Source organism: Candidatus Zixiibacteriota bacterium (assembly GCA_022865345.1).
Lineage (GTDB): Bacteria > Zixibacteria > MSB-5A5 > MSB-5A5 > RBG-16-43-9 > RBG-16-43-9.
In genome coordinates this window covers 1-10,116 of record JALHSU010000254.1, presented here as the reverse complement: position 1 = coordinate 10,116, position 10,116 = coordinate 1, and the positions used below count along the sequence as shown (strand labels likewise).

Sequence of the window (10,116 nt, the reverse complement as noted above, 5' to 3'; positions counted from 1 at the left end):
TTACTATACTGGTCTGTAACTATTTTGACTTCTTCTCTATTTTTGAGTTTCTGGATTAACCACAAGACAAAATTATGTGTTTCCCCCAGGCTTTTCCCGTAAAGGACATTGGTTCGTACTATCAGAAAATCTATCTTGCTGTCTAAGATTACTTTTTCGCTTTCCAGCTTAGTAACTCCATAATATCCTTTTGGATTGGGGGTATCCTCTTCTGAATATGGTCCGGCTTTGCCGTCAAAGATATAATCTGTGGAAAGCTGCACTAATTTGGCTTTATTTTCCCTGCACAATCTTGAGAGATTTTTTACCCCTTCCACGTTCACTTCCCAGGCTTTTTCTTTATTTTTCTCACATCCATCCACATCTGTATAAGCACCAGCGTTGATAACCGCCTCTGGCTTGAAAGCGGCAAAAAGCTTTTCCAGTTTATCCTTTTCGGTAATGCTTATATTCTGGTACCTGAAGTTCGGCGGGTTAATGAAGGGTTCTGCTTGAAGGTCGATCCCTGAGGTTTGATGATCTGAAGAAAAAATCTTAACCAGCTTCTGCCCTAATAGCCCGTTGGAGCCGGTGATTAAAACCCTCATACCTTTTCTTTTGGTGAGTAGTTCCAAAAACTTGCCTTGCAGGTCTAATCTAGTCTAGGCGGGATGTCTAGGAACTCTTAGCATTCCTCTCCCTTGATGGGTAAGGGAAGGGTGAATCATGTTTTTTATGTCGCCCTCACCCTGACCCTCTCCCACAAGCCGTTAAAAGCCTTACGGTCCTACGGAGGCATTGCTCCTCGTAAAGGGAAGAGGGAATCTGCTTCGTAGGTCGGGCACCCTTGCCCGACCATCTTTCTCCACTTTTTTAGCGACCTGTTTGTGAATAATGCTTTTCATAATACTGGAGATACTCCCCGCTTTTCACTTTTTCCCACCAGCTTCGATTTGCAAGATACCATTCAACTGTTTTCTTCAGCCCTTGCTCTAACTTAACTTTCGGCTTAAATCCTAACTCTTCTTCTGCCTTTTTGCATTCCATAGCATACCTTCTATCATGTGCAGGTCGGTCTTTAACATGCTTAATCAAACTGGCGGGTTTATTAAGATACTGGAGGATGAGATCGGTAATCTCAAGATTGGTTTTCTCTGCACCCCCTCCGAGATTATAGATTTCACCTTCTTTCCCTTTATGCAGAACTAAATCTATACCCTTGCAGTTATCTTCCACATAGATCCAGTCGCGTATGTAAAGGCCATCGCCGTAAACCGGAAGCTCCTTATCTACTAAAGCATTGGTGATAAATAAGGGGATCAGTTTTTCAGGAAACTGGTAAGGACCGTAATTATTGGAAGAGCGGGTGATCAGAACAGACGCCTTGAAAGTCTTGAAATAAGACCTGACTAAAAGGTCTGCGCCTGCTTTGCTGGCAGAATATGGACTGTTGGGTAGAAGTTTACTTTCCTCAGTGAAGAACTCCCCTTTTTCCACGCTTCCGTATACCTCATCTGTGGAGATATGGATGAACCTTTTGATTTTAAATTTCAAGGCTGCCTCTAACAAAACCTGGGTGCCGGTGATATTCGTCAATACAAAACTTTTGGGATCGTACAGGCTCCGGTCAACGTGAGTTTCCGCGGCGAAATTAACTATTACATCTATTCCCCTGGAGACGATCTCCTCGACTAATTTCTGATCGCAGATGTCGCCTTTGATGAATCTGTAATTGGAAGATCTCTCTATGTCTGAGAGGTTATCCAGATTACCCGCATAGGTGAGCTTATCTAAGTTTGTAACCTGGTAAGAGGGATAATTTTTTAGTAAATAACGGATAAAGTTGGAACCGATAAAGCCCGCCCCCCCGGTGACCAGAAGCTTCATCATCCATCCTTTCTTTCCCACTTGTAGGGGATCTCGTCAGAATGCGGCGGGATGCGGTATTCGTCTGGCTGGAGATGATTGTAGGCTTCTGTGGGGCAGTTGATGCAGATGGCTTCATTCTGGCTCATGCATTTAAACCCGTGCAGAACCAGAGTAGGTATCTGAATCAGGAGGGGATTGTGCTCTCCGATGAAAAACTCGTTTATCTCTCCTTTGGTAGGCGAATCATCCCGGTTATCGTATAGAACCAGCTTCACCATCCCTTTTATCACTATGAAATTGTCGATCTGCTTCTTGTGGTAATGCCACCCCTTTACCACTCCGGGATAAGCCGTGGTCATATAGACCTGTCCGAACTGGATGAAAAGGTCCTCGTCCGATCTTAAAAGCTCCATCAGCCTTCCCCTTTCATCCGGGATGATCTTAAGTTTTTTCTGCCTTACCCCCTGGATCATTTTGCACCTCTAAAAATATTTTTTATTTGCCCCTTTCTGGGCTACGATTTTATTGGCTTTTAAAAGGGCATTTATCGATTCCCCTGCATCCAGCCAGTAACCTTTGAGTGTGGAGTAGGAAAGCTCACCCATTTTGAGATAGGCGTTGTTCACGTCCGTAATTTCCAGTTCGCCCCGGGCCGAAGGTTTCAAAGTCCGCACGATATCGAAGACCCGATTGTCATACATATAGATCCCGATCACCGCATAATTGCTTTTGGGTCTCCTCGGCTTTTCTTCTATCTTCTTGATCCGACCATTCTGAATCTGGGCGATCCCGTACTCTTTAGGATTATCGACTTCCTTCAAAAGGATTTTAGCCCCGCTTCTCTGGGTTTTGAACTCCTCCACCCCATCTTTGATATTTCCCTCGATGATATTGTCCCCTAACATTATCAGGACCCTCTCACCCTCAGCGAAATGTTCTGCCAAGCCAACTGCCTCAGCTATCCCGCCTTCTTTTTCCTGATAAGTGTAATTAAGGTGCTTTAATCCGAAATCCTTACCGTTGCCTAAAAGACGCAGAAAATCTCCAGCATTATTTCCGCCGGTAACTATCAGGATATCTTTTATCCCGGCATTAATCAAGGTTTGAATGGGATAGTAAATCATCGGCCGGTCATAAACCGGAAGCAAGTGTTTATTGGTGATTTTAGTTAAAGGATAAAGCCTGGTCCCCAATCCCCCGGCTAAGATAATTCCTTTCATCATATTTCCTTGTTTTATTTGTCGTTCTGAGCCCGTAGGGCGAAGAATCCTATTCCATCTGATGCCGATTCAGTCGTCCATCTGGATTGCCACAGAATTATGTGAGGAAGATTCCACCGTTTTCCTTCTTACTTTTTTTCTTCTTTCCCTTTTGCTCCGGGTTCCGGCTTTTCAGCTTTTGTCTCTTTGCTTGGCTTGGCAGACTCTTTTCCTTTAGCCTCTTTACCTTCTTCTGCTTCTTCTTCGCCTTCCTCTGCCTTCTTCTCAGTTATCACCTCAGGCTCTGTGACTTCCGCCGCTGCAGGCACAACCTCTTCTTTGAAGATGGTAGGTGGAACCACGGTGGCAATTGAACCTTCAAGGTCGGATAGGATTGCTACCTTCTCTAACTTGGCATCTTTAACGTGGATTGAATCTCCTATCTTGAGAGCGGATACCTCGAACTCCACTTTTTCCGGGATATCTGTGGGCAAACACTCGATCTCCAGCTCCCTCAAAACGTGTTGAAGTATACCACCGTCCTTGGAAACCCCGATAGGCACACCCACCAGATGAACCGGGACCTTGACCGTAATCTTTTTGGTCAAAAGGACGTGCTGGAAATCGACATGCAGGATATCCCCAGCCACCGGGTCATGCTGGATCTCGCGGATAAGGACTTTTTTCTGCTGAGCTTGATCATCATCTATGTTGAGGGTGATAATCACGTTTTCACCCTTGCCCGCTCTTAAGATGGAATTTAAGGACTGGGCATTGATCTCTAAGGGCAACGGCTCATCTCCCGGACCATAGACCACTGCCGGAATCAATCCCTTTCTTCTTAATTTTTTGGCTATCTCCTTGCCGATTCCAGTTCTTTTCTTAGCTTCAAGCGTAATCTCCTTCATTTCCTTCTTTCTCCTTTCACACTTTTTCTTTTAAACTCTATCTATTAAGCAGAGGTTTTTAGACCTCCCGGTTATTAATATTCGAAAAGCGAGCTTATCGATTCCTCTTTATCGGTACGGATTATCGCCTCACCAAACAGTTGAGCTACGGAAAGAACTTCTATCTTATTGGAGAAGTCCTCGTGCGACTGGTTGATCGTATCAGAGATAACCAGTTTTTTGATCGGTGATTTCTCGACTTCCTCCACGGCTTTTCCAGATAAGACCGCATGGGTACAGCAGGCGTAGATCTCTTTAGCTCCATTTCTTTGCAGGGCATAGGCGAACTCGGTTAAAGTTCCACCGGTATCGATGATATCGTCCCGGATGATAACGTTTTTATCTTTAACCTCTCCGATGATATTTAAAACTTCAGCTTGGTTAGGGGCAGGCCTTCTTTTATCCATAACCGCCATAGGGCAACCTAACTTCTTAGCGAAATTACGGACCATCTTGATACTGCCTACATCGGAAATAATTACCAGGTCAGAAAAATTTAACTTTATGAAATAATCGTAGAAAACCGGATTGGAAAAAAGGTGGTCTGTGGGGATATCGAAAAATCCCTGTATCTGGGCGGCATGCAGGTCCATAGTCAGGACCCGATTTGCTCCAGCCTGGGCGATCAGATTAGCCACTAACTTGGCAGTGATGGGCACCCTGGGCTGGTCTTTTCTATCCTGTCGGGCGTATCCGTAATAGGGAATGACTGCAGTAATCCTTTTAGCTGAGGCTCTTTTTGCCGCATCCAGAAGGACCAAAAGCTCTAAAAAGTTTTCTGCAGGTGCATTGGTTGACTGGATGATGAAAAGGTCTGCCCCTCTGATATTTTCATCTATTCTGACCCTGATCTCACCATCGGCAAACCTTGAGACCTCAGCCTTAGATATAGGCACACTCAAATATTGACTGATCTTCTCAGCCAGGGGCCGATTCGAGTTGCCGCTGATAATTTTTAATACATCTGGCATAAAATTTTACCTTGATTTAAGTGAAGAAAGTGACATATGCTCCTGCACGAATTTCCAGTTACCCTCCTCTTTGAGTAAAACTCCGGTAAACCGGATATTTTTCTCTTTGGGTTTTCCTTTCTGCTCATAGCCTAACTTGAGTTTTGAGGAAAACCAGGCTACACCATCTACAAACTTAATCTGTAGTTCTGACAGGACAAAATTTCGCTTTTTCCATTGGGAGATATTTGACATGAGATCTTTGTAGAAATTTTCAACGTTACTATATCCGGTAAAAAATTCATCCCCTGTCTCTATCAGGATTATATCCGGGGTTTTAGCATAAAAATTCAATACCTTATCCCGGTCAGCAGATTCCAAAGCCACCACAAATTCCCTAATCGTATTCTCCAGAACAGTCTGCTCAGACTCGACTTTGATCTCCCTTTTTTTAACGCAGGAAACCGAAAGTAGAGATAAAAAAAATACAAAAGTGAATATTATTCTTTTTCTCATTCTCCGAGTTTACCTTTAGTCTTGCAGGTCAGCTGCCTTGCGTACCGGACGAAAGAATTGGTTCAGGAGCACAGGGCTCCTGACCTACTTCCAATCTAACTGTGAACCATCTACTAATCACTAATCACTTTTCACTAATCACTATGCTGGCTGGGGCGCCAGGATTCGAACCTGGGAATGCGAGATCCAAAGTCTCGTGTCTTGCCGCTTGACTACGCCCCAAAAAAAATTCGCCTTAGACCGGGTGGGCTTTTAACTCCATCTCGTAAGCTTCTAACACTTTTTCCTCTATTATCCTCCTCATCTCATTGCTCACCGGATGAGCGATATCCTGATGAGTGCCGTCAGGCCTTTTCCGGCTGGGCATGGAAACAAAATATCCCTTGTTGCCATTAATGACTTTCAAGCCTCTGATCACGAATGCGTTATCAAAGGTAACATTGGCAAATGCCTTAAGTTTTTCTTCATCCCTTAGGGTAATCCTGACCTCTGTTATTTCCACCTTCTCTGCTCCTTAAGAAAAAAATTAGTTGACTTTTTAGGACCTTTTTAGCTTAAGGGATTGGTCGGGTAATGAAGATCTGCCAATCTCCCCTTTGGAAGAATTTTTTCACCTCCTCATTTTTTGGTTCCTGCTCAAAGATCCCGTAGACAGTAGGTCCGCTTCCTGTCATGGAGGACTTCCTAGCCCCAAGTTTCAATAAGAGCTTAAGGGCATATCTGACCTGAGGGTATTTTTCGATGATCTTTCCCTCAAAATCGTTTTTCCAGGTATTCAAAGCTGCAAGGAAACCTTCTTTTTCCTGGAGATTTTTAATTTTAATAAATTCTGCTCTTCTTGTCAAGTTTATTTTGACATCCTGGTAAGCCCAGGCAGTTGATACCTGGAAGGGGAAAGTTACCAAAACTATCCAGTAATCTCTGTAAGACTTAACCGGTTTCATCCGTTCCCCTCGTCCTTCAGCTAAAGCGGTCTGGTCGTATAAGAAGAACGGGACATCCGAGCCTAATTTCTCAGCCAGAAGATGGAGTCTTTTTAGCGGATAATTTAAATTATACAGTCGATTCACTCCCAGAAGAGTGGAGGCTGCATCTGAGCTGCCACCTCCTAACCCGGAGGAGATGGGGATTTTTTTTCTGAGGAATATCTTAACCCCTTGAGCAACTTTTCCCTCAGATAAAATTAGCCGGGCAGCCTGATGAACCAGATTTCTCCGATCCGACGGAAGCTGGATGTTATCAGTTTTTATGATCACGCCTTCATTTATTTTTAAAAAAGTAAGAGTGTCATGTAAGGAGATCCTCTGCATCAGGGTGGAGATATTATGATACCCATCCTCCCTCTGGTTTAATATCTCCAGAAAAAGATTTATCTTAGCTGGAGCTTTAAGTGTAAGACCTTTCAATTTATAACCACTTCTCTTTCCATAAGTTATAGCCAAGTCTAATCTTAAGGGAAAGATTCCTCCCATTTTCTCCAGATATATTCAATTGGTTCGTAATGTTGGTATATCCCAACTCTCCTTCCAGAAAAAGATGTGCGTCCGGCTGAAAAACCACTTTGAGATCAAATCGGTTGGTTTTTTCTACGATACCTGAAGGGAAACTTGTCGTTTTTGGAACTGGAGAAGGCTGAAGTTCGATTTTTCCCTCCCCTTTTCTTTTCAGCTCATAAGAAAGAGAGAACTGAAAGCTTTTATTGTAATGATATAAAATCTCTGCAAAAAAGTCATCCGCATCCGGACCCAAAAAACTTCCCATCCCCACATTTCGATAGGTATAGAGATTCCAAGGCTTATCCTGACCATAGACCCATTCATTTATGCGGGTATATTCCAGAGTCAGATAACTTCTGGTAAATCCTAAAAGATCTGCTCCTTTTAGCCCTAAAAGAAAGCCGATCTGCTGAGGCTCGGTTTTAAAATCGTACTGGAAATCATCTACTAGAAGCTCTGCATAAAATTCTTTATTCTTGAAGTGAGTAATGGAGAAGTCGAAACTCCAGAGAGGGTTATCATCTATATTATGGTTGAACTGCTCACCGTAAAACAGGAAAAGAGGATTCAGGTAGTAAGGTTCCAGCTTCCTCCTCTCACCGCCATAAACCACCACTTCGGACAAACCTAACTCTATGCCTGATTTCAGCTTTATATTCATCCTGTGACCGGAAAAATACCTCTTGGCAAAAAAGTTAGAGTCAGGCAAAAAAATCTCATCCAATCCCGTGACGAAAAAATCGAACCTGAAAACACCGGTCTTCCCTGAAAACTTTAACATATCAAAGGGAGGCGAAAAACCTGAAAGCAGGAGATAGTCCCTGCTGCCTGGCCCCCAGCGCAGGTAATCCCTGCCCCATTGAAATTCAAAATATTTGAAATTCCCTTTAATATATCCCTGGTCGAAGACACCTGTTAAATCTCCTTTCCACTTCTGCCCGAAGAAGTTTGTCTCCTTTTCAGCTTTGGAATCGATGATGATTCGATCCTTGAACAAAAAGTTTTTCCACTGAAAAGCTCCTTCTATAATACCTTTTCCCCGGGTATAAGAGGAGTCATGCTGATTACTCACCAAATATAAGACAGGACTTAAGAAAGTCTTAAGTTTTTTAGGTTCTTCTTTTTTCTTCGAGACTTCAGATTCCTCAGATAAACCTTTTAATTCATATTCAAATTCTTTCTTAAGCTTATCTATTATCCAGGATTGCGTCCGGGTTAAAACCAGATCACCCTTCGCTGTCCGGCTGCTAATCTCCTGGAGATACGAAGCTATCTCTCCCCGACTATAAGGTTTATTACCTTTAATTAATTTAGGCAAAAGCCCCTGGGTGTAAAGCTCTTCTATGCTCGAATAGACCCAGGAATCCAGAGGAATGTTCTCCAGGGATGTGGAGTAGCCTGAGATCGAGCAAAGTAAAAAAATTGATAAAAAAAATATGGAAACTCTCAGAAACATTAACATGGATGCAAATTCAAAGTGTTTTCTCCTTAACCTGAAATTGGAAAATACGCCCGCTTCGTCAAAAAGAAAACTATATCACAGAAAAATTTGAAAACCTATAGCTTTACAATCCTTGCCCGATTGCTCTTCACCAGTTTGCAGGCATTTCGGGTATCAAAAACCAGGTTAGAATTCTTCACGATCCAATTATAGTCATAAGCTGAATGGTCAGTTACGATGACCACACAATCAGTCCGCTTGAGAAGGGGAGAGGTTAATTTGACTGACCTCATAGTGTCGCAATTCATCAAGATTGAAGGGACGTGCGGGTCATTGTATTTAACCTTCGCACCGGCATTCTGCAAGAGTTTGATCACATCTAAGGCCGGAGATTCCCTGACGTCCCGGATATCTTTTTTATAAGCTGCTCCTAAGACCAGAATATCCGAACCCTTAACAGTTTTTTTGACCTGATTCAATGCCCGGGTAACCCTATCCACCACATACTCTGGCATGTGCGAGTTGATATCCCCGGCTAACTCTATGAAGCGGGCATAATAGTTTAAAGACTTCAACTTCCAGGAAAGATAATGCGGGTCTATGGGGATACAGTGGCCTCCTAAGCCGGGTCCGGGATAAAAAGGCATAAAACCAAAGGGCTTGGTTTTTGCCGCCTCGATTATCTCCCAGACATCGATTTTCAGCCGGTCGCACATCAGAGCCACTTCGTTAACCAGCCCGATATTTACGCTTCTAAAAGTGTTTTCCAGAAGCTTGGCCATCTCCGCGCTCTGGGTGGAGGAAACCGGAACTACCAGGTTGATTATCTGTTCATAAAAAAGCTTAGCTATACGGGTACACAAAGGAGTGGTCCCTCCAACCACTCTGGGCGTATTTTTAATGAGGTAATTTTTGTTAGCCGGGTCTACCCTTTCCGGGGAAAAGGCTAAGAAGAAATCTTTTCCAATCTTGAGGCCGGTCCCCTCCAGAATCGGTCGGATAAGCTCTTCGGTTGTGCCGGGATAGGTTGTGCTCTCTAACACCACCAACTGTCCGGGATGAAGATATTTTTTTACCTGATTTACCGCAGCCAGGATATAGGATACATCCGGGTCTTTGGTCTTGCTCAACGGGGTCGGCACGCAGATGGAGATGCAGTCAGCATTTTTCAAAAGAGCAAAGTTGAGAGTAGCTTTAAGAAGCCCTTTCTGAACCAGCTTTCTCACCTGTACATCTGCTATGTCATCTATATCCGACCTACCGGAGTTGATCAGATCGACTTTCTTTTTGTTGATGTCAAATCCCATGACTTTAAAGCCCTGGTTCCCGTACTCCACTGCCAGAGGCAGCCCCACATAACCCAAACCGATAACCCCCACCACTGCTTTTCTTTTCTCAATTTTTTCTTTCAGCTTTTCAAACAATTTCAACCTCCTTAAATGTTTGGACATTTGAATTTTTAATGACCATAAATATATATTAAATTTTATTAATGTCAAATGAAGTTTAGTTTTTTTGGGGAAAGAAGAAGCCGGGAATTTGCATCATCTTCTTATCGATTCTACCCCGGCGATCCTCTCTAAGATTAAAAAAATAATTCCAAAAACAAAAAAGTCCGCCCGTAGGGCGGACTTTTTATTTAAAACTCTTTTTTAACTATACCTTATTTCCTTCTTCTAAAGTAGTTAATCGCACCCAAGCCCAAAAGCCCGGTTCCCA

Annotated in this window: 11 protein-coding genes and 1 tRNA gene; all 12 read right to left on the bottom strand. The window is 43.2% G+C overall.

Annotation, left to right across the window (positions count from 1 at the left end; translation table 11 throughout):
- Positions 1–587, bottom strand: a 587-nt coding sequence (locus MUP17_12115) for an SDR family oxidoreductase (protein MCJ7459716.1), incomplete at its 3' end; no start/stop codon positions are given.
- 265 nt (positions 588–852) lie between these two features.
- Positions 853–1,866 carry a dTDP-glucose 4,6-dehydratase gene (rfbB, locus tag MUP17_12110; GenBank protein ID MCJ7459715.1) on the bottom strand — a complete coding sequence of 338 codons (1,014 nt, stop codon included), beginning with the start codon at positions 1,864–1,866 and terminating at the stop codon, positions 853–855.
- The gene (locus MUP17_12105; protein MCJ7459714.1) at positions 1,866–2,321 is read right to left on the bottom strand and encodes a dTDP-4-dehydrorhamnose 3,5-epimerase family protein; all 456 of its coding nucleotides are present in this window, start codon (positions 2,319–2,321) and stop codon (positions 1,866–1,868) included. Before MUP17_12105 ends, rfbB begins: the two co-directional genes overlap by 1 nt.
- Before the next feature lie 9 nt (positions 2,322–2,330).
- Positions 2,331–3,068, bottom strand: coding sequence for a sugar phosphate nucleotidyltransferase (locus MUP17_12100; protein ID MCJ7459713.1), 738 nt, complete (start codon positions 3,066–3,068; stop codon positions 2,331–2,333).
- 128 nt (positions 3,069–3,196) lie between these two features.
- The gene (locus MUP17_12095; GenBank protein ID MCJ7459712.1) at positions 3,197–3,955 is read right to left on the bottom strand and encodes a 50S ribosomal protein L25/general stress protein Ctc; all 759 of its coding nucleotides are present in this window, start codon (positions 3,953–3,955) and stop codon (positions 3,197–3,199) included.
- Between the two features lie 74 nt (positions 3,956–4,029).
- Positions 4,030–4,965 carry a ribose-phosphate pyrophosphokinase gene (locus tag MUP17_12090; protein ID MCJ7459711.1) on the bottom strand — a complete coding sequence of 312 codons (936 nt, stop codon included), beginning with the start codon at positions 4,963–4,965 and terminating at the stop codon, positions 4,030–4,032.
- Between the two features lie 6 nt (positions 4,966–4,971).
- A complete protein-coding gene (locus MUP17_12085; GenBank protein MCJ7459710.1) occupies positions 4,972–5,460 on the bottom strand; it encodes a nuclear transport factor 2 family protein in 489 nt (162 codons plus the stop codon).
- A 147-nt stretch (positions 5,461–5,607) separates the two neighbouring features.
- Positions 5,608–5,682 (bottom strand) — tRNA-Gln (locus MUP17_12080).
- A 13-nt stretch (positions 5,683–5,695) separates the two neighbouring features.
- On the bottom strand, positions 5,696–5,962 hold the full coding sequence (locus tag MUP17_12075; protein MCJ7459709.1) for a SpoVG family protein: 267 nt from the start codon (positions 5,960–5,962) through the stop codon (positions 5,696–5,698).
- 52 nt (positions 5,963–6,014) lie between these two features.
- On the bottom strand, positions 6,015–6,932 hold the full coding sequence (gene ispE / locus MUP17_12070; protein ID MCJ7459708.1) for a 4-(cytidine 5'-diphospho)-2-C-methyl-D-erythritol kinase: 918 nt from the start codon (positions 6,930–6,932) through the stop codon (positions 6,015–6,017).
- On the bottom strand, positions 6,868–8,418 hold the full coding sequence (locus tag MUP17_12065) for a capsule assembly Wzi family protein (GenBank protein ID MCJ7459707.1): 1,551 nt from the start codon (positions 8,416–8,418) through the stop codon (positions 6,868–6,870). The genes ispE and MUP17_12065 overlap by 65 nt, the downstream gene beginning before the upstream one ends.
- 95 nt (positions 8,419–8,513) lie before the next feature.
- Complete coding sequence (locus MUP17_12060) at positions 8,514–9,848, bottom strand: nucleotide sugar dehydrogenase (GenBank protein ID MCJ7459706.1); 1,335 nt, start codon at positions 9,846–9,848, stop codon at positions 8,514–8,516.
- Positions 9,849–10,116 lie beyond the last annotated feature (268 nt).

What these genes read in the sequence shown, in the direction of transcription:
- rfbB (MCJ7459715.1), bottom strand. Translation starts at nt 1,866, where the DNA reads ATGAAGCTTCTGGTCACCGGGGGGGCGGGCTTTATCGGTTCCAACTTT.
- MUP17_12105 (MCJ7459714.1), bottom strand. Translation starts at nt 2,321, where the DNA reads ATGATCCAGGGGGTAAGGCAGAAAAAACTTAAGATCATCCCGGATGAA.
- MUP17_12100 (MCJ7459713.1), bottom strand. Translation starts at nt 3,068, where the DNA reads ATGAAAGGAATTATCTTAGCCGGGGGATTGGGGACCAGGCTTTATCCT.
- MUP17_12095 (MCJ7459712.1), bottom strand. Translation starts at nt 3,955, where the DNA reads ATGAAGGAGATTACGCTTGAAGCTAAGAAAAGAACTGGAATCGGCAAG.
- MUP17_12090 (MCJ7459711.1), bottom strand. Translation starts at nt 4,965, where the DNA reads ATGCCAGATGTATTAAAAATTATCAGCGGCAACTCGAATCGGCCCCTG.
- MUP17_12085 (MCJ7459710.1), bottom strand. Translation starts at nt 5,460, where the DNA reads ATGAGAAAAAGAATAATATTCACTTTTGTATTTTTTTTATCTCTACTT.
- ispE (MCJ7459708.1), bottom strand. Translation starts at nt 6,932, where the DNA reads ATGGGAGGAATCTTTCCCTTAAGATTAGACTTGGCTATAACTTATGGA.
- MUP17_12065 (MCJ7459707.1), bottom strand. Translation starts at nt 8,418, where the DNA reads ATGTTAATGTTTCTGAGAGTTTCCATATTTTTTTTATCAATTTTTTTA.
- MUP17_12060 (MCJ7459706.1), bottom strand. Translation starts at nt 9,848, where the DNA reads ATGTCCAAACATTTAAGGAGGTTGAAATTGTTTGAAAAGCTGAAAGAA.